13 protein-coding genes and 1 pseudogene are annotated in these 18,657 nt (G+C 70.2%); 10 read left to right on the forward strand and 4 right to left on the reverse strand.

Features of this window, described 5'->3' with window-relative positions:
- Window positions 1-225: 225 nt before the first annotated feature.
- Entirely contained in the window at window positions 226-1,194 is a 969-nt protein-coding gene (locus WAB15_RS02175; RefSeq protein WP_407285078.1) for a helix-turn-helix domain-containing protein, read from the reverse strand.
- Between the two features lie 163 nt (window positions 1,195-1,357).
- Between WAB15_RS02175 and WAB15_RS02180 the strand changes: the two genes are divergently transcribed.
- Window positions 1,358-1,942, forward strand: a complete 585-nt coding sequence (locus tag WAB15_RS02180) for a DinB family protein (protein ID WP_407285079.1) — start codon at window positions 1,358-1,360, stop codon at window positions 1,940-1,942.
- A 126-nt stretch (window positions 1,943-2,068) separates the two neighbouring features.
- Here the strand turns inward: WAB15_RS02180 and WAB15_RS02185 are convergent.
- Window positions 2,069-2,260: pseudogene (locus tag WAB15_RS02185) on the reverse strand (DUF664 domain-containing protein); the annotation flags it as partial.
- A gap of 263 nt (window positions 2,261-2,523) precedes the next feature.
- Entirely contained in the window at window positions 2,524-3,948 is a 1,425-nt protein-coding gene (locus WAB15_RS02190; RefSeq protein WP_407285080.1) for a PLP-dependent aminotransferase family protein, read from the reverse strand.
- 46 nt (window positions 3,949-3,994) lie between these two features.
- On the opposite strand from WAB15_RS02190, the gene WAB15_RS02195 reads away from it, so the two are divergent.
- Window positions 3,995-5,203 (forward strand): MFS transporter, encoded by a 1,209-nt coding sequence (locus WAB15_RS02195; protein WP_407285081.1) that lies wholly within the window; start codon window positions 3,995-3,997, stop codon window positions 5,201-5,203.
- Window positions 5,204-5,721: 518 nt separating this feature from the next.
- Here WAB15_RS02195 and WAB15_RS02200 read toward each other — a convergent pair.
- Window positions 5,722-5,961: a cupredoxin family copper-binding protein gene (locus WAB15_RS02200; RefSeq protein ID WP_407285082.1), complete on the reverse strand. Its 240-nt coding sequence runs from the start codon at window positions 5,959-5,961 to the stop codon at window positions 5,722-5,724.
- Between the two features lie 579 nt (window positions 5,962-6,540).
- Between WAB15_RS02200 and WAB15_RS02205 the strand changes: the two genes are divergently transcribed.
- The 8 genes from WAB15_RS02205 (at window position 6,541) to asnB (ending at window position 18,648) form a co-directional block, all read left to right on the forward strand.
- Entirely contained in the window at window positions 6,541-7,083 is a 543-nt protein-coding gene (locus tag WAB15_RS02205) for a GNAT family N-acetyltransferase (protein ID WP_407285083.1), read from the forward strand.
- A gap of 167 nt (window positions 7,084-7,250) precedes the next feature.
- Window positions 7,251-8,657 carry an ankyrin repeat domain-containing protein gene (locus WAB15_RS02210; protein ID WP_407285084.1) on the forward strand — a complete coding sequence of 469 codons (1,407 nt, stop codon included), beginning with the start codon at window positions 7,251-7,253 and terminating at the stop codon, window positions 8,655-8,657.
- 1,006 nt (window positions 8,658-9,663) lie between these two features.
- The gene (locus tag WAB15_RS02215; protein WP_407285085.1) at window positions 9,664-11,142 is read left to right on the forward strand and encodes a sugar transferase; all 1,479 of its coding nucleotides are present in this window, start codon (window positions 9,664-9,666) and stop codon (window positions 11,140-11,142) included.
- A gap of 82 nt (window positions 11,143-11,224) precedes the next feature.
- Entirely contained in the window at window positions 11,225-12,550 is a 1,326-nt protein-coding gene (locus tag WAB15_RS02220; protein ID WP_407285086.1) for a nucleotide sugar dehydrogenase, read from the forward strand.
- Complete coding sequence (locus tag WAB15_RS02225) at window positions 12,540-13,805, forward strand: glycosyltransferase family 4 protein (RefSeq protein ID WP_407285087.1); 1,266 nt, start codon at window positions 12,540-12,542, stop codon at window positions 13,803-13,805. Before WAB15_RS02220 ends, WAB15_RS02225 begins: the two co-directional genes overlap by 11 nt.
- The gene (locus tag WAB15_RS02230) at window positions 13,802-15,199 is read left to right on the forward strand and encodes a Wzz/FepE/Etk N-terminal domain-containing protein (RefSeq protein WP_407285088.1); all 1,398 of its coding nucleotides are present in this window, start codon (window positions 13,802-13,804) and stop codon (window positions 15,197-15,199) included. Before WAB15_RS02225 ends, WAB15_RS02230 begins: the two co-directional genes overlap by 4 nt.
- The gene (locus tag WAB15_RS02235) at window positions 15,196-16,716 is read left to right on the forward strand and encodes a Wzz/FepE/Etk N-terminal domain-containing protein (protein WP_407285089.1); all 1,521 of its coding nucleotides are present in this window, start codon (window positions 15,196-15,198) and stop codon (window positions 16,714-16,716) included. The genes WAB15_RS02230 and WAB15_RS02235 overlap by 4 nt, the downstream gene beginning before the upstream one ends.
- A 3-nt stretch (window positions 16,717-16,719) precedes the next feature.
- Window positions 16,720-18,648, forward strand: coding sequence for an asparagine synthase (glutamine-hydrolyzing) (gene asnB, locus WAB15_RS02240; RefSeq protein WP_407285090.1), 1,929 nt, complete (start codon window positions 16,720-16,722; stop codon window positions 18,646-18,648).
- Window positions 18,649-18,657 lie beyond the last annotated feature (9 nt).

Raw genomic sequence — 18,657 nt, forward strand, 5'->3', positions numbered from 1 at the left:
TTTTCAGGAACCGTGGGTCGTCGGCACTGTAAGGGCTTCCCCCTAAATTCCCTGTTGTTGCCTGGGCTGGCTTTCCTGTCGGGCGCCCTCGCTCGCTCGGCGGAGCAGGCGACGCCGGCAAGTTCACTCGCCGCAGAGCGGGAAGCTCTGCATGCGTCCAAGAATCCCGGGATTCGGTTGGAGAGTCGTTAGCAGTGAGTCCACGCTTCTTAACGAGGGTCCACTTCAGGATTGGAGTGCCTGGCGTCGGTAGTCCCTGGGAGGAAGTCCGTAGGCGGTGCGGAAGGCGCGGCTGAAGTCGGCTGCGTGGGTGAAGCCCCAGCGGGCGGCGATGGCGTGGATGGGGGTGGAGTGCAGTGCCGGGTCGGTGAGGTTGCGGCGCGCGGCTTCCAGACGTTGGAGGCGGATCCAGGCGGCGACGGTGGCCTCTTCGTACTGGAAGAGGCGGTGGAGGTAGCTGAGGGAGATGTGGTGCGCGGCCGCGATGTCGGCCGGGGTGAGGTGGGGGTCGTGCAGGTGCTGCTGGATGAAGTGCTTGATGCGCAGGGTGAGGGTGCGGCGGTGGGTGTCCGTCGACAGTGCTTTGTCGGTTTCGAAGGTGTGGGCGAAGAGCGCGGCGACCAGATCGATCAGCACTGTTCCCAGGCGGGGCCCGTCGGAGGGCTCATATGCGGTGGTGTCGGTGCTCAGTTGGGTGAGGAACTGCGCCAGCAGCGCGCCCATTCCCTCCCGAGCCGATATCGGCCGCGCGATCGTGCGGTCTGCTGTTCCACGAGGCAGCGGCAGCAGCGTCTTGGGGATTTCAAGCCCCACCGTCACAACCGGGGACCCTGTGGTGCGTATCCCCCACGGCTTCGAGGAGTCGTTGATGAGCAGGTCCGACGGCCGGTAGACGGCCTCGTGGTCGTCCCAGGTGCCTACGCCGGTCCCCTCCACGATGAGTAGGAGGTGGTGCTGCTCCGGGTCGGACCGCCGGATCAGGTTCGACGTACGGCGGAGCGTCAACTGCTCGACCGTGCCCGACCACATGGACATGGCGCCGAGAGCCAGCACACGCTTGGTCGCCCGGAAGTCGTGTGCACGGTCGCTGCTCAAACGTGCGGGAGCACAGGCCCTCCCAAGGCACTCCGCCCAGTAGGACAACCCGTCCTCCGCCGGCGCATCCGTACTCCGGAAGACCATCTCGTTCAGCACGCTTCTCTCCTCTGTCTCGCGACCTCCACAAGATCAAACAGGGCGCCGATAAGCGTCTGATGAACGGTTCGGCTGCGGGGAACCCACAGACCGTGGGCGGCGACTACTCTCCGCCGGGTGGGGATCTTGAGACCACGAGCAGCCCATGGCAGGCTCATGCCGCATGATCGATGAATTCGCGAAAGACAACCTGCACGGGAGACTGCGGCGGGACCGCAAGGCGCTGCTCTGGAAACTCGACGGCTTGTCCGAATACGACGCCCGCCGACCTTTGACAGCGACCGGGACCAACCTCCTCGGCCTGGTCAAACACGTGGCCACCGTCGAGGCCAGGTACTTCGGCGAGGTCTTCGACCGCCCTTCCCCGGAACCGCTGCCCCGGTGGCAGGACTCCAACGGCAGCGATCTGTGGGCGACCGAGGACGAGACCCGCGATCAGATCATCGGGTTCTACCGGCGCACGTGGGAACACTCGGACGCGACGATCAACGAGCTTCCCCTCGACGCCCCCGGCCACGTGCCGTGGTGGCCGGAGCCTTATCCCAACACGAACCTGTTCGCCATCATGGTCCATGTCCTCGGCGAGTCCAACCGGCATGCCGGGCACGCCGATATCCTGCGCGAGGGCCTCGACGGCCGGACCGGGGTGCGCCCCGAATACGAGCAGCAGATCGACGAGGAAGCCCGCGCAGCCTACTGCGCGAAGATCGAGCAGGCCGCCAGGTCGGCCGCACCAATCAAGGCTTAGAGGTTGTCTCACGTGACGTGATGTTCGTGCGGCACGATGCCGGTCGTGGGTGCTGAACTAGCGAAGCGTCTGAACGAAAGGGCTCGCACTTCCTCGCCTTCCGCCGGTGGGCAGCGGCCGGCCGCCGGGGTTCTGCGTCTTGTCACCGCCGAGGAACAGCACCTCCAGCCAGGTGTGCTCGACCCACCGCATACGGCTGATGAGCCCGGCCATCGTCATCGCCGGCGAGGTCGGGATGACGGGCCGGTGCGCGTCCGCCTCACTCAGGCCATCGCACTTCCATCTCGGGATCTGCCGTTGGAGATCCAGCCACCCGATGAGCGCGGTGCGCTCGTCGGCCTGCTAGGGGGGACAGGTGCCATACCTACGGACGTTAGGGCGCCCGGACCCCGACTGTCGTCTAATTTTCAGCTACTACGCACGAGCCCAGCCGGGCGAGACCGGCCCACGCCGACATCAAGAAGCTCGGCAGCACCCGCCGAAGGCGGCGGCCGGCGCACGGTCGGCAGAGAAACCGGCGACCGCGACCGCCCGGCCACCACCAACCGGCGCACGCGGACGTGCGGGCCAGTTGGTACAGGTCACAGGCGGGTGCTTCTCGGCCGCCCGGTGAGCAGATCGCTTATGGCGGTGATGCCCGCTGTGATGCCTCGTTCGCTGACGTTGCCGAAGCCCAGGACGAGTTGTGCGGGCGTGTCGGCGTGCGAGGCGCGGCAGGTGCTCATGCCGTAGAGACCCACCGCGCGGGCGCGGGCAGCGGCGATGACGTGGTGTTCGTCGGCATCGGCGGGCAGGTGGGCGACCGCGTGGAAGCCTGCCGCGAGGCCGGTGACCGGCAGCTCGGGGGCGTGTTCGGCGAGTGCGGCGAGCAGAGCGGCGCGGCGGGCCGCGTAGGTGGCGCGCATGCGGCGCAGGTGGCGGTCGAAGCGCCCGGACTCGATCAGTCTGGCCAGGGCGTGCTGATCGAGTGCGGGCGTGCCGCGGTCGCTGCGCTGTTTCTGCTCGGCCAGGGGTTCGGCTAGATCGGGCGGGCAGATCATCCATCCGATGCGCAACGCGGGGGCGAGGGACTTGCTGACGGTGCCCAGCCCGACAACCCGGTGTGGTTCCAGGCCCTGGAGCGCGCCGACGGGTTCGCGGTCGTAGCGGAATTCGGCGTCGTAGTCGTCCTCGATGATGAAGGCGTTGCGGTCCCTGGCCCACTCGATCAGGGCGAGCCGGCGTTCCGGTGCGAGGGCGACGCCGGTCGGCCACTGGTGGGCGGGGGTGACCAGGACGGCTCGGGCGTCGGTGGCGGCCAGCGCACGGACGTCGATGCCGTGCTCGTCGACCGGCACGGGGACCGCCTGCATGCCGGCCGCGGTGGCCGCCGCGGCAACGGTTGCGGGTGAGCCGGGGTCCTCGAACGCCACCGCCTGCACGCCGGCGTCCGCGAGGGCACGCAGGGCGAGGCCGAGGCCCTGGGCGTAGCCGTTGCAGACCACGATGTGCTCGGGGTCGGCCGCGGCGGCGCGCACCCGGCGCAGGTAGCCAGCCACGACCTCGCGCAAGCCCTCGGTGCCGCGCGGGTCGCCGTAGTCGAACTCCTCGGTGGGCATGCGACACGCTGCCTCCCGCATGGCCCACAACCAGTCCTGGACCGGGAAGGATCCCAAGTCCGGTACTCCCCACCGGAAGTCGGCCACCAGACGGGGGGCGCTGGTCCGCGGCCGGGCACTCACGGACGTCGCCGTCGCACCGGCTGCCACCCGGGTGGCCGAACCGGGGCGGGTAACCAGATAGCCCTCAGCGAGGAGCTGGGCGTAGCACTCCTGTACCAGGCCGCGGGACAAGCCGAGCGCACGGGCGAGTTCCCGGGAGGAGGGCAGCCGTTCGCCGACCTCCAGGCGGCCGGTGCGGATGGCGTCCCGCAGGCCGTGTTCCAGCTGCGCGCGCAGCGGGCGGCCGCTGGTCCGGTCGACGGCCAGCAGCAGATCCGGCGAGGAACTGGACCACTCCAGAGGCACGAAACTGGAGCTTACCGGGGGCCGGTGGGGCTCTTAGCGTCCTGCCATGACCGATACGCTCGATTCGATTCCCTTTGATCCTGCACGGCGTCCGCCGCTGATGACCCGACCGTTGCTGTTGCGCTTCGTGTCGATCCTGGGTGCCTCGACCAGCTTCTACCTCCTGCTGTCGGCCGTCCCCGGCTACGCCGCGAGCGGCGGGGGCGGCGGGCAGGCAGGGCTTGCCACCGGCACTCTGATGCTGGCCACGGTGGTGGGCGAGCTCGCCACCCCCGCCCTGGTCAACCACTTCGGCTACCGCGTCGTCCTGGCTGCCGGCCTGGGGCTGTTGGGCGCGCCGGCGCTGGCGCTGACGTTCTCCCGGGACCTGTGGTGCATCGTCGCGGTCTGCTTGCTGCGCGGCTTGGGCTTCGCGTTCACCGTGGTCGCGGGCGGTGCCTTGACGGCGGCGCTCATCCCGGCTGAACGGCGCGGTGAGGGGCTGGCGCTCGTCGGCATCGTCGGCGGCGTGCCCTCTCTGGTAGCACTGCCGTTGGGCGTGTGGCTGGCCGCGCACGCGGGCCACAGCGCGGTCTTCACCGCCGGGGCCGTGGCCGCTCTCGCCGCCATCCCGGCGGTGCCCGGCATGCCAGACCGTCTTCGTGTGTCCGGGCGGCCCGTCGGAATGACCGAGGGGTTGCGTAGGCCGGAGCTGCTACGTCCTGCGGTGGTTTTCGCGGCCACAGCCGTTGCCGCCGGGATCATCGTCACGTTCCTGCCGCTCGCCGTCCCCGCGTCGGCCACGGGCCTCGTCGCCGCGGCCCTGTTCGTTCAGCCCGCGGCGGCCACGCTGGCTCGTTGGCTCGCCGGACGGTACTCGGACCGGAGCGGTTCCGCCGCTCTGCCGCTCCCCGGTCTGCTGCTGTCGGCCGTCGGCACGCTGCTGACGGCCCTGACGGGCAGTCCGGTGGCCGTCATCGTCGGAGTCGGCCTGTTCGGGGCCGGCTTCGGGATCGCCCAGAATGCAACGTTGACGCTGATGTACGCACGTGTTCCGACCGCCGGGTACGGCACCGTCAGCGCGCTGTGGAACTGCGCCTACGACGCGGGCATGGGCGCCGGCGCCGCCACGTTCGGCTGGTTCGCGGCCGGCGCCGGCTACCCCTGGGCCTTCGCCCTGACCGCCGTCGTCATTCTCTGCGCCCTCAAACCTTCCCTGACCGACCGCCGAACCGCGTTGCGAGCCGCGGCAGGCGGCGGGCCCTTCCAGCGGTGACGGAAGCCCCACTTCAGTGATCGATGCCACGAGTGGCGTAGGCGGACGGCCTCCGGGGAGCGGCCACGGACCCGATGCGAAACGTCGACCGCCTGGGCGTCTCCATCAGCGATGACGAGCTGAGGAGATCACGACGTGAACCCGCACCCCGAACTCGAGGCGGACGGGGACCTCATTCCGCCGACGATTCAAGCCAATGCCATCGCCAGGCTTATCGTTGCCGGGATCTCAGCCAAATTGCGTTGCCTTCGATGTCCTGCATCACGATGCAGGAATCGTTGTCGTCATGCAGGAGTCGCACGCGTACCGCGCCGAGCGCGACCAGTCGTGCGCATCGCAGCGGGACTCTGTTGCTCATGGTCGCATCTCTTCCGGTTGCCACCCGGGAACCGTCGTCATGCCTCGCTCCCGCCATGACGCAAACGGGACCGCCTACCAACCGCACATCAAACGCACGGCAGCATCGGCTCCAGCAGCCAACGGGGCCTGGCCACAGGGGCCGACTGCCACGTCTCACCTCACTTCACTATTACCGTGCCGTGCATGGACGGGTGGATCGCGCAGTAGTAGCTGAACGTGCCGGCGGAGTTGAACGTGAAGGTGTAGGAATCGCCGCTTTCAAGATCCGGAGAATTCAGCGAGCCCGAGCCGCTGCTGGTCACCGTGTGCGGAGCCGAATCGTTGTTGGTCCACATCACCGTGGTGCCCTTGCTGACCGTCAAGGTTGACGGCGAGAAGGCGAAGTCGCTGATCGTCACATGCTGGGCGTCCACAGGTGCGCCGGGAGTCAGGGGGGCCATCGCGACCTTGGCCGCCCCTCTGAAGTCCCCGTGCTCAGCGGATTGCCCGCCAGCAGACCATGCGCCTACCGAGGAGACACCTGCAGCTGTGGCGGCCGCGACCAAGGCGATCGTGAGGCGGCGCCTGCGAGTCCACCTCGGGGAATCCGTAACTGATCTACGTGTCATGATGTCGACCCAATCCAATTCTGGTGCGGGTCTATACGCGTCCCGCAAGGATGCGGGTCGCGCATCCGGACAAAACCGACGATACTCCGTCCATCCATGAGACGCACAGCGGTTGTTGGGGCATCGACGTGTGACGACACGGTCAACAACGACCACATCAGGGTGGAACATCCGAGCGGGCCTGCGGCGAGCCCCACACCAAACGTCTGACCTGGTCACTCCTGCCCGCCCTTCCCTCAGAGCACCCACCGGCACACGGACAGTGGCGGGGTGTCGCCACGAAGCGCGCCGAGCCGTCGTCGCGGGTGAGCCTTTGCCTGCCCCCGGATATCCTGCCTCGTCCCGAACGGGCCAGGGAGGTCCCCCACCATGAGCAGCACCACACCGTCCTTTCCCGAGCGGATCGAGCTCTCGGGTGAGGGCCTCGTCCTCCGCGACTGGACGGCGGCGGACCTGGCCGCGATGCCGGAGCTGTTCGACCACCCCGACATCGCGTACTGGACACCGATCGTCTCCCCCTTCGACGAAGCGGCCGCCCGTGCACGGCTGGACCGGGCCCGGCAGCTGCGGGCGGAGGGCGCGACCATCCTGCTCGCCATCACCGTCGACGGCGGTACACCGCTCGGCGAGGTGATGCTGCGGCGTGCCCCCGAGGGCACGGAGATCGGCTACGCGATCGGCCCGGCGCACCGCGGCCAGGGGCTGGCCGCGCGGGCGGTCCGGATGATGGCCGCGTACGCCTTCGAGCAACTGGGGGCGGGGCAGGTGATCCTGGAGCTGGAGGCCGAGAACGTCGCGAGTGTCGCCGTGGCAACCAAGGCGGGCTTCAGCCTGCTCGATGTGCCGCTGATCACGGGTGAGGAGAAGGGGCGGCCCTACGCCCTGCAGACATGGGGTCTGAACCGCCCCTGACCCCGGCCGGGCCGCCGACCAGTGGCCCCGCCGCTTCGAAGTGGCCGCTCTGCTCGAAGACCCGGAGCGGGGCGAGGAGTTGGCCGAGGCGCGGTGGTTCGGCTGAAGGGGGACGGGGACGCCTCCGGCGGGGCCGGTTGTCAGTGGGCACTGTCAGACTCGCGGTCATGGATGCTGCCGTGGAAGCCGTACTGGATCTTGACGCTGCCCTGCGCTGTCTGGCCGAGGCCGAGGAGGACCGGCGTCGCCCGGAGCTCTGCCGAGGGCGGTATGTGGTCGTGGCGTACGAGCAGGGCGCCCGGGACGAGGACTTCGACGAGGACTGCGACGACGAGGGCCTCGACGAGGACGCCGAGGAGGCGCTCCGGGACGTGGCAGTGCTCGGCGAAGCCGCTTCGCTCTACGATGCGTTCGATCTACTGGCTCCCGGCATCGTGGAGTCGTTCGAGTGCGACGATGCGGCCGAAGCGCTCGAAGTCCTCCTGGACGGCAGGGAAGAGACGGCGGAGGACCGGCGACGGCTGGCCCCCATCCGCTCGGCGGAGCGGCGCCTCGTCGCCTCCGTCCTGCTGGGGTACGCCGGGCCGATGGACACCGAGACCGGTCGGCTCTCCCAGGGCCTCTATGTGGGCGCGGCGCCCTTGCTCTTCCCCGGCGCCCGTTTCGTATTCCTCAGCACTGCGGCGCCGCCGCACCAGGAGATGGCTTACGGCATTCTCGAACTCCAGCCGGTGGGTGCCCCAACGGCAGTCGAGCGCGCGCTCTTGGAGGCGAGCCGCCGTGGCGACACCGCAGCCATGACGCAGGCCCTGAAGGCAGGGGCGGGCGTCGATGCGCTGGACGAGCGCGGTATGGGCGCGCTACATCTCGCCGTCGCCCACCGGAAGTTGGGCGCGGTGCGCGCGCTCCTCGACGCCGGGGCCGACCCGGGACTTCAGGCGGCGTACGGCAACGCCCCGCACTTTGCGGCGCTGGACGGCAAGCGGCGGGTGATGCCGTGCGCCGCCGTGATCGAGGACGCCGGCCATGAGCGGATACTCCGGGCGCTCGTCGAGGCGGGCACCCCCGTCCGGGTCCGGGACCGGCTGGATGCCACCCTGCTGGACATGGCCCTTGCGACCCTGCCCTATCCGGAGGAAACGCTACGGTTCCTGGTCTCCGCGGGCGCGGAGAGCGGGTGCCTGGAAGGGATGTCGCTCGGCCGGCTGCTGGACCGTCTGCCGCACGGCTCCCCGCGGAAGCTGGCGGAGCATCTGAACCGTGTGCGGTTCCTTCTCGATCCGGGGACCGATCCGCGGGGTGCGGACAAGGAGCCGGGCGCATCGGTGGGGCGGGAGAGCGAACCGGCCCTGCATGTGCTGCTGGGCCACACCGGTTACCACGAGCGCGAGGTGTCCGGCGAGATGCTGCTCGCGCTGGTGGAGGAGATCCTGCGGCACGGCGTCCGCGACGTTCCGTACAACGGGCGTACCGCACGGGAGCATGCCGAGGGCTGGGTGACGTACGGCCTTGCCCACTACCGGCCGGTGGTGGAGCGGTTGCGTGCGGAGGCGGCGGGCGCGGAGCCGGCCTGACGAGGGCCCGTAGTCGAACCTGCGCAATGATCTTCACGAGTTGGACACATCGAAGGTCGGTCCCAGCCGATCGGCTTCCTCGCTCGGTCAGCTGCCCGCAGCAACCACCGCCTGCCTGAGCGAGCTTCGAAGGTCCACCCACATCCACGCTAGACGTCACCCTCACCCGCGCGGCGGCCTGCCTTCCACATATCAGCCACATGTCTAGTAGCGCTTCGTCAGGTGGCCGATCTTTCCTGGTCGGGAGCATGCCGGCGGGCATGGGGGTTTACGGCCGCAGCGTCCGTTTCCGGCAGGAGCTGGAGGCGTGCGGCTGCCCTGACGCGGGGGCTGTCCTACCGGGCGCCGCCCGAACTCCCCACCGTCGACGCAGAGTTCACCGCGATCTCCTGACGCGAGGACAACGGCCCAGCTGGCAGGGCCTGGATGCCTCTCGGGTTTGCCGGCGCCGGCACCCGGAAAACCCCCGTCATCACAGGTCACAAGGCGCGTCATTGTCGCCAAGCACCCGCAGGTGGTGACCGTTCGGTGGATCTAGCTTCAAAGCTTGAGCACAAGTTCCACACATCCCCTCTTCAGACGGGCCCCGATGGTCTAGATTGACCGTGCTTCACATGTGGACACGAGGCGACAAATGATGATCTATGGCTCCGACGCTATGGACGGCCAGCAGTCGCATCTCCGGCGCCAGACGTGGGGGTGATCAATCCTTGGAGCCCGAGAGGGGGCCTTGGGTGGGGAGCCCGAGGTTTCGACGGGTTCCCGCGCACCTCGACAGTTCGGCAGGACATGCGAGTCCGCTGCCGCCTGGGTGGGGTGTTCACGTAGCGCTGCAATAGCGGGATGTCATTCGCGGGGGGCGGGGGCCTCCCGAGGGAGGGAACAGCGCGGCGCGGGGGGCGGGGGCCTCCCGAGGGGCGGAACAGTGCGGGGGGCGGGGCGCCTCCCGGGGGGAGGAACCGTGTGGAGCGAACACGTCGAGCCCACTGGCGACCTGGGGGGGTCTGTGCAGCAGGGGGAATTGGTCAGCCCGTTTCTGTCGGCGCGCGGGCGTCCGCTGAACGGGGCGATCGGTCGGCTCGCCATCGACTGGGAGCAGCGGTACCGCCGTACCGTGATCACCAGCGATACCGTGGCCACCGCCTTCGTGGTGGCGGCGATCGGCAACTTCTTCGGGGCCCGGGACGCGGCCAACTGGCATGAGAAGTGGGGGATTCTCGCCTTCTGCACCGAGCTGCTGGTGCTGGGAGCGCTTGCGGTGAGCCGGGCGTGGGCTCCGGCCGTGCTCGGCCAAGGAGCCGAGGAGTTCCGCCGACTCGGACGCTCACTGTTCACGGCGACCGTCGTTCTGGCGCTCGGCGGGATCGCCCTCACTTCGCGCAACATCAAACTCTGGATATTCGTCGCGATACCCGCGATCGCGCTCGTCATCATGACCGAGCGGTATCTGCTCCGCCTCTCACTGCACAAGCAGCGCAAGGAAGGACGGTGCCTGCGACCGGTGCTCGCTGCCGGGAGCCTGGCCACCGTGCACGACCTGATCACCCGGACCCGCAAGTTCCCGCACCTCGGCTGGCGGGTGGACGCGGTGTGCACGACGGACGGTCTCGGGCTCGACGGTGACCAACTGGACGGAGTGCCGGTCGTCGGCCGACTGGCGGACGTCGCGGGCCACGTCCGCCGCGACGGCTACCGGGTCGTCGCGGTAACACCGGACCCGCACTGGTCACCGGACCGGCTGCAGCGGCTGGCCTGGAACCTCGAAGGCAGCGACGCCGAGATGGTCGTGGCCCCCGTGCTGATGGAGGTGGCCGGCCCGCGGCTGCACGTCGACGCGGTGCTCGGGATCCCACTGCTGCGGGTCAGCATGCCGACCTTCACCGGGGGCCGCCGAGCCGTCAAAGGGGTCGTCGACCGGATGGGCGCGGCGGTCCTGCTGATGCTGTTCGCGCCGCTGATGGTGTGCGTCGGGCTGCTCGTGCTGATGGACAGTCGGGGTGGGGCGTTCTACTGCCAGCGCAGGGTCGGCAAGGACGGCCGCGAGTTCACCATTCTCAAGTTCCGCACCATGGTCGCCGGGGCCGACGGGGCCCGTGCACAGCTGGCCGACCGCAACGAGGGTGCAGGGCTGCTGTTCAAGCTCCGCCGGGATCCGCGGGTGACCCGGGTGGGAGCAGTGCTGCGCCGGTACTCGATCGACGAGCTCCCGCAGCTTTTCAACGTGCTCACCGGATCGATGTCGCTCGTCGGTCCGCGGCCTCCGCTACCGGAGGAGTCCGCTGCGTACGGCCCGGACATCCGGCGGCGGCTGCTGGTCAAGCCCGGACTCACCGGCCTGTGGCAGATCAGCGGACGCAGCGACCTTTCGTGGGAGGAGGCGGTCCGGCTGGACCTGCGCTACGTGGAGGACTGGTCGCTCGCCCTGGACACAGTGATCTTGTGGAAGACGCTGCGTGCGGTGCTCTACGGCCAGGGGGCCTACTGATGCGCGGGGGGCTGAGGCGGGGCGGTCCCGCCGGCGCGCGGATCGCAGGCCACAAGGGCCTGCCTGGGGGGAGGAACGGGTCATGAGAGTCAGCGTTTTCGGGCTCGGCTACGTGGGCTGTGTGTCGGCCGCGTGCCTGGCCAGCATGGGTCACGAGGTCATCGGGGTGGACGTGAACCAGGTGAAGGTCGACCTGGTCAACGACGGCAAGGCCCCGGTGGTCGAGGAGCGGATCGGCGAGCTCACCGCCGAGGTCGTGCGGACCGGAGCGTTACGCGCCACCCGCGACGTCCGCGAGGCGGTCATGGACAGCGAGGTGTCGCTGGTCTGCGTGGGCACACCGTCGGAGCCCAACGGCAGCCTGTGCACCACGTACTTGGAGCGGGTCACCGAGCAGATCGGCGCCGCGCTGGCCGAGGGGGCCAAGCAGGGGGGCCGGCACACGGTCGTGTTCCGCAGCACCATGCTCCCGGGCACCTGCCTGAACCTGCTCGTGCCGATCCTGGAGAAGAACGTCGGCGGCACGGCCGGGGTGGACGTCGGGGTCGCGGTCAACCCGGAGTTCCTGCGCGAGGGCACGAGCGTGCGGGACTTCTTCGACCCGCCCAAGACCGTCATCGGCGAGCTCGACCCGGCGAGCGGCGACGTGGTGGCGGCGCTGTACGACGGCTTGCCCGGCGAGGTGTTCCGGGTGCCGGTCCCGACGGCCGAGGCGATCAAGTACGCGGACAACGCGTTCCACGGCCTCAAGATCGGCTTCGCGAACGAGCTGGGAGCGGTGTGCCAGGCGCTCGGGGTGGACTCGCACCAGGTGATCGACGTGTTCCTGGCCGACCGCAAGCTGAACATCAGCCCCGCCTACCTGCGGCCCGGCTTCGCCTTCGGTGGCTCCTGCCTGCCCAAGGACCTGCGCAGCCTGGTCCACGCGGCGCGGCGGGCCGATGTCTCGGTCCCCATCCTCGCCCACGTGCTGCCCTCCAACTCCGACCATCTGCAGCGCGCGGTGGAGCTGGTCGAGCGCACCGGCAAGCGTCGGGTGGGCCTGTTCGGGTTGTCCTTCAAACCCGGCACCGACGACCTCCGCGAGAGCCCGCTCGTCGAGCTGGCGGAGAGGCTCTTCGGCAAGGGTTACGACCTGCGGATCCACGACGCCAACGTGAGCCTCTCCCGGCTGATCGGCGCGAACCGCGAGTACATCGAGACCCGGCTGCCGCACCTCGCGCAGCTGCTCGCCGATTCCGTCGACGAGGTGCTAGAGCACGCCGAGGTGTGCCTGGTCGGAACCAAGGATCCGGCCGTGCTGTCGGCGCTTCCCCATGGCGACGGCCCGGTGATTGTCGACCTCATCCGCCTTCCCGACGCCGAGGCGCGCCGGGCCGAACCGGGGTACATGGGACTTGCTTGGTAACGCAACCAGCGGTGACGGCTCGGGCCGGCGCGCGCTGATTCTGGTGGAGAACCTGTCCGTGCCGTTCGACCGGCGGGTGTGGCAGGAGTGCACGACGCTGCGCGACGCGGGATGGACGGTGCACGTCATCTGTCCCCGGGGGAGCAAGCGGGACACTGAGCCGGAGGCGGTGATCGACGGGGTGCGGATCCACCGCTACCCGTTGCGCGCGGCCACCGGAGGGCCGGCCGGCTACCTGCGGGAGTACGGATCGGCGTTGTGGCATACGCTCCGTCTGGCCCGCAAGGTCGGACCGGTCGACGTGGTCCACGCCTGCAACCCGCCCGACCTGCTGTTCCTGCCTGCACTGTGGCTGAAGCGGCGCGGCGCGCGGTTCGTCTTCGATCAGCACGACCTGGTACCCGAGCTGTACCTCTCCCGGTTCGACCGCGGCGAGGATCTGCTCTACCGCGCCGTGTGCGCGCTGGAACGGCGGACCTACCGGGCCGCGGACGTCGTGCTCGCCACGAACGAGAGCTACCGGGACGTCGCGGTGCGCCGTGGCGGTCGGCGGCCGGCGGACGTCTTCGTGGTGCGCAGCGCGCCCGACATCGAGCGGTTCCACCCGGTGCCGCCCGAGCCGGAGTTGAAGCGTGGCAAGCCTCATCTGCTGTGCTACCTCGGCGTCATGGGCCCACAGGACGGCGTCGACTACGCCTTGCGGGCCCTCGCGAAGCTGCGTGACGAGCTCGGGCGGACCGACTGGCATGCGGTGTTCGTCGGCGCCGGCGACGCCTTCGACGCGATGGTGGAGCTGTCCCGGCGGCTCGGGCTCTCGGAGCAGGTGCAGTTCACCGGGCGCATTCCGGACGCCGACCTGGTGCGCTACCTGTCCACCGCGGACGTGTGCCTCTCCCCCGACCCGCGCAATCCGCTCAACGACGTGTCGACCATGAACAAGGTCCTGGAGTACATGGTGATGGGCCGGCCGATCGTCTCGTTCGACCTGAAGGAGGCGCGAGTCTCCGCCGGTGACGCCGCCGTCTACGCGCCCGCCAACGACGAGGCCGAGTTCGCCGGGCTCATCGCGCTGCTGCTGGACGATCCGGAGATGCGGGCCCGGATGGGCAAGATCGGCCAGGAGCGGATCGGCGGGCCGCTGTCCTGGCGGAATTCGCAAGCGTCGCTGCTCGCCGCCTACGCCGCTGCCTGCCGTGGCCACACTCCGGTGTCGGCGGGCGACCCGTACCGGGCTGGGAAGAGGCCGCGCCGTTGAGCGATGACACGATACGCCTGGTCACGATCGGGCGGATTTTCCGTCGGCGCTGGCGGCTTCTCGTCATCGTCACCGTGGTGGGCGCGCTCGTCGGCTTCGGCGCCTCTCTGCTGTTCCCGCCGAGTTACACGACGTCGACATCGGTACTGCTGGCGGGGCAGTGGGGAGAGCGCGAACTGCTGACTCAGGCGGAGATCGCGGCCAGTTCGGCAGTGGTCGACCGCGCGGCCGCCACGCTCGGCTGGACCGGCGTCGGCGGCAGCGAGCTGCGGGATCGAGTGAGCGCCAAGGCCGCCGACGGGAACATCATCAAGATCTCGGGTACGGCCGACACCCCGGAGCGCGCAGGGCGGCTCTCCGACCAAGTGGCCCAGCAGTTCGTCACCTTCGCCGCGCGGATCGCAGGCGACAGCACCGACCCCGAAGCGGCGGTCCGGCCCGAGGCACTGCGGCAGAAGGTGGAGCAGGCCGGCCGCCGCATCACCGAGCTGGCCGATGCGGCCGATCCGGGGCGGACCGTGGAGGGCGTGCAGGCCCGCACCGAGCTCGAGAAGCTGCGCACCGCGCTGCAGGAGGCCATGAAGAAGCTGGACGAGGCCGACCCGGCGGCCAACAAGGCCAACATGGTCGTCATGGGGCCGGCGGCCCGGCCGGCCGGCGAGGCCCCGCCGACGAGGATGCAGCTCATCGTCGCCGGGGCGCTGCTGTTCTTCCTGCTCACGGTCATCGGCCATCTCACCGCCGCACGGATGAGTCGCCGACTGCGCACCGAACCGGAGATCGCCGCGGCGCTGGGCTCGGCACTGCTGGGTACCGTCGAGGTACCTGGTGAACGAGCCGCGCACCGGCCGGAAGGCCGTGGCCCGCAGGCCCGGATCCGCCGGCGGCTGGGCCTCGACACCCGGTGGGACACACCCACCCCGCAGACATCCGGCGACGAGGCCGGCAGGCAGCTCCGCTACCGGCGGGTGTGCGCCCGCCTCCGGGACCAACTGCCGGTCCCCCGGCGGCTGCTGGTCGTCGTCCCGGACGGCGACGAGATCGCCCGCCGGGCCGCCGGGCAGCTCGCCGCCGAGGCCGAGAGCGATCCTTCCCCGAGCTCTTCGAGCAGGGGATACCCCATGCTGCGGGTGGTGGGGGTTTCGGTGGAACGGCCGATGGTGCCGGACCGCGACAACGAGTCCGGCGCCCTGGTCGTGCTCAGCGCGGGCAGCTGGACCGCAGGGGAGCTCGCCGGCATCGCCGAGGCGTGTGCGGACGCCAAGCACGAGGTCGTCGGCATCGTGCTCGCCGGCACGGTCCGGGCCCGTCCGACGCGGGCTGCCGGCCATCCCCCGCAGCACGCCGCGCCGGCTTTCGCGGTCGGCGACGACGCGAGGGGCGGTTCGGCGTGACGACGAGTACGACTTCGGAGTCGTCGGCCGCCGCTCCCCTGCTGGACCTGCAGGCGCTGGTGGTGGCGGTGCGGAGGCGGCGCCTCTTCTGGTGCTCCGTGGCGCTGCTGGGGCTGCTCGTCGGCGCGGCGGTGGCGGTCCTGCTGCCGCAGCCGCCGACCGCGGTGACCAAGGTGCTGGTCGCGCATCAGGAGGACCAGCCGAACGACCCCGGAACCCTGATCCGCACCGACGTCGAGCTGCTGGGGACCACGCGGATCGCCGGCAAGGCCCTGCAGTCCCTCAAGTCCCCTGACAAACCAGAGGACTTCATGCAGGACTACGGGGGCATCGGCTTGACCAACAACGTGCTGCAGATCACTGTGACCGGTGACAGCGACACGGAAGCGGTGGCCCGCGCCAAGGCGCTGGCCGAAGCGTTCGTCGCGGACCATGTGAGGCGCATACGGGAAGCCGCGAACGCCGAGGCCAAGTCCCTGCTCGACCAGCGTGACCGCATGCGGGACGAACTCGCCCAGGTCAACAAGGCGATAGGAAACCGATCGCCGGACAGCGACCCGAAAGCGTCGGCGAGCCTCGAGGCGCTCTTCGCCCGCCGGGCCGAGCTCACCTCGCGGATCACCGATTTCGACCAGCGCGCCAAGGAGGCGCGCATCGGCACGCCCCAGCTCATCGCCGGCACGCAGATCGTGGACGCCCCGCGCGCGGTGCGGCACTCCCTGCCCAAGGCCGCTGCCACCAACGCCGCGATCGGGTCGGTCCTCGGGCTCGTCCTCGGGCTCGCGGTGGCCGCGATCGGCACGGTGGTGGCGGACCGCCCCGTGCTGCGCCGGGACATCGCGGCGAACCTCGGCGCCTCGGTCATCGCGGAGCTGCCCCGCCGATCGGCCAGGCTGTGGCAGCGCCGACGGATCCGGGCGGCACGGACACGGCTCACCGCGTCCCTGGCCCGCACCGTGCGCAGCTCCGCGGAACCGGTGTCGCTGCTGGAACTGGGGTGTGCGCGCAGCACGAGCGTGATCGCCCTGGACCTCGCCGGGGCACTGGCGGCGGAGGAGCCGGCGGTCATCATCGACGGCCTGCCCGGCCTGCAGCTCGCCAACCGCCGCCCGAAGCCGGGAGACCCGACCGTGGTCAGCGGCGAGCGTGCCGCGGACGTGCCTCCTCACACGCGCCGGATCGGCGTCGGCTCGGTCGCGCCCGGCGCGGCGTGGACCGACCTCCAGTACCTCGGTACGCAGACCGTGCTCGTCGTGCGTGCCGGGCACGGCAGTGCCGCATGGCTGCACACCGTGGCGCGGCAGCTCGCGGACCAGCGCATTCCGGTGATCGGTGTGGTGCTGATCGACCCCGATCCGCGTGACCGGACCGACGGCACGCTGTGGGACGGGCCGCACACCGCGCTGCGCGGCCAGAACGAGCGGCAGGCCCGCCAGAACGGGACGGGCCGGCGGGGGACGGAGCGGCCGCCGATCTGGGCGGCCCGGGTCCCGGACAGCAACCAGGAGGCGCGGTAGGACATGTGTGGCATCGCAGGTACTTACCGATGGCCGGACGGGAAGGTCGTGACCGACCGGCTCACCGATACCCTCGCCCACCGCGGTCCGGACGGAGCGGGCCGGTACAGCCACCCCGCCGGTGACGGCGACGTGCACCTCGGGCACCGCCGGCTGGCCATCATCGACCTGTCCGGGACCGGCGCCCAGCCGATGGTCTCGGGCGGCCTCGCCCTGACGTACAACGGCGAGCTGTACAACGCGCCCGAGCTGCGTGCCGAGTTGGCAGCCGCCGGGGTGCGCTTTCGCGGTACCTCCGACACCGAGGTGCTGCTGGAGGCCTGGCGGCGCTGGGGCACGGACTGTCTGCCCCGACTGCGCGGCATGTTCGCGTTCGGCATCTTCAACGAGCGAACCGGTGAACTGGTCCTGGCCCGCGACCAGTTGGGCATCAAGCCGCTGTTCCTGCTCCGGCGCGGGGAGGGCCTGGTGTTCGCCTCCGAGCTGAAGGCACTCGCCGCCGCGACCGGCGGCAGGCTGGAGGTGGACCATGCGGCGCTGGTGTCCTCACTGCTGTACTACTGGGTGCCGGACTCACGCTGCGCGTTCCGCGAGGCGGAGAAACTGCCACCGGGGAGCTGGCTGCGGTGCCGACCCGACGGCCGGGTGGAGCGCGGCCGGTTCTGGAACCTCAAGGACGTCGCCGCCGAGGGCCGGGAGCGGGCCCGGGCCGGCGAGCTGCCGGACCTGGCCGCCATCGTCGAGGAGTCGACTCGGCAGCACCTGCTCTCCGACGTACCCGTGGCGACCTTCCTCTCCGGCGGTCTCGACTCCAGCTACCTGACCGCACTGGCGGCCCGCCACCAGCCCGGGATCTCCGCCTACACGATCGGGTTCCGCGCCGAGGACGCCAAGTTCGAGGCGATGCCGGACGACCTGCGCTATGCCCGGCAGGTGGCCGAGCGGTTCGGCGTCGACCTGCACGAGATCGAGATCGCTCCGAACGTGCTCGACCTGCTGCCGCAGATGACGTACCACCTGGACGAGCCGATCGGCGACCCCGCCGCGATCAACACGTTCCTGATCTGCTCGGCCGCCCGGGAGGCCGGGGTCAAGGTGATGCTCTCGGGGATGGGTGCCGACGAGCTCTTCGCCGGATACCGCAAGCACCTGGCCAACCTGATCGCGCTGCGCTACCAGCGCGTCCCGCGGCTCCTGCGGCGCGGGGTGTCCAGGGCCGTGGACCGGCTGCCGGTCGCCTCGGCCCGCCGGGGGTACCGGTCGGTGCGCTTCGCGAAGCGGTTCCTCTCCTTCGCCGATCTGCCGGAGGAGACCGCGTTCCGGCGCAGCTACACCATGTACGACCAGGACGAGCTGCTAGCCCTGGTCGATCCGGACCTGGCCGGGACGGTCGAGGACGTGCTGACCGAGCATGCGGACGTCTACCAGGACAACGACCTCGACGACTTCGTCAACCGCATGTGCCTGAGCGACGCCCGGATGTTCCTGCCGGGCCTGAACCTCACGTACACGGACCGGTCGAGCATGGCCGCGTCGACCGAGGTGCGGGTGCCGTACGTGGACGTCGAGGTGGTCAAGGCGGCGTTCGCCGTGCCCGGCGATCGCAAGATCGTCGGACGGCAGGGCAAGGCCGTCCTCAAGGAGGCGGCCACCTCGATCCTGCCCAGGGAGATCGTCTACCGGCCCAAGGGCCTGTTCAGCGCACCGCTGCGCGCCTGGATGAGCCGGGATCTGGCTCCGCTGGTGCGCGAGGTGGTGAACGACGGCGTGCTCGTCCGTTCCGGGCTCCTGCGCCGCGAGGCGCTGGCGCGCATGGTCGCCGAGGACGCCGCCGGGCAGCGGGACTTCTCCAAACATCTGTGGCATGTGCTGACCCTCGAGTACTGGTATCGCGGCGCGACCTCTGGCTCCGGCCAGAGCCGGGCGGCTTGACGGCGTGGA

It is taken from the genome of Streptomyces sirii, from assembly GCF_045690365.1.
In the GTDB taxonomy this organism is placed as follows: Bacteria; Actinomycetota; Actinomycetes; order Streptomycetales; family Streptomycetaceae; genus Streptomyces; species Streptomyces sirii.

What these genes read in the sequence shown, in the direction of transcription:
- WAB15_RS02220 (WP_407285086.1), top strand. Translation starts at nt 11,225, where the DNA reads ATGAGAGTCAGCGTTTTCGGGCTCGGCTACGTGGGCTGTGTGTCGGCC.
- WAB15_RS02180 (WP_407285079.1), top strand. Translation starts at nt 1,358, where the DNA reads ATGATCGATGAATTCGCGAAAGACAACCTGCACGGGAGACTGCGGCGG.
- WAB15_RS02210 (WP_407285084.1), top strand. Translation starts at nt 7,251, where the DNA reads ATGGATGCTGCCGTGGAAGCCGTACTGGATCTTGACGCTGCCCTGCGC.
- WAB15_RS02205 (WP_407285083.1), top strand. Translation starts at nt 6,541, where the DNA reads ATGAGCAGCACCACACCGTCCTTTCCCGAGCGGATCGAGCTCTCGGGT.
- WAB15_RS02195 (WP_407285081.1), top strand. Translation starts at nt 3,995, where the DNA reads ATGACCGATACGCTCGATTCGATTCCCTTTGATCCTGCACGGCGTCCG.
- asnB (WP_407285090.1), top strand. Translation starts at nt 16,720, where the DNA reads ATGTGTGGCATCGCAGGTACTTACCGATGGCCGGACGGGAAGGTCGTG.